Raw genomic sequence first — 262 nt, 5'->3', positions numbered from 1 at the left:
ACTCAACGGCGCGAACGGCGGCAGCGGTTACATGACGCTGATCGACTCGACCGACAACGTGCTGATGATTCACGCGTACGGTTGGGCGATGGACGACCCGCAGCGCAAGCTGCTCTATAACGCGAGCATCACGCTGCTGTCGGCGGTCGTCGCGCTGGCCGTCGGCGGGATCGAGGCCGCCGGCCTGCTCGCCGACAAACTGTCGCTGACGGGCCCCGTACGCGATGCGCTCGATACGCTCGGCGAACACTTCGGCGCGATC

At 66.4% G+C, this 262-nt stretch carries 1 pseudogene; it reads left to right on the top strand.

Annotated elements, in window-relative coordinates:
- A pseudogene (locus tag SB751_RS31830) lies at positions 1 to 262 on the top strand (hypothetical protein); the annotation flags it as partial.

Origin of the sequence: Cupriavidus sp. SIMBA_020, from assembly GCF_046535395.1 — a bacterium.
Taxonomy (GTDB): Bacteria; Pseudomonadota; Gammaproteobacteria; order Burkholderiales; family Burkholderiaceae; genus Cupriavidus; species Cupriavidus campinensis.
This window is presented reverse-complemented; position numbering and strand designations above follow the sequence as displayed.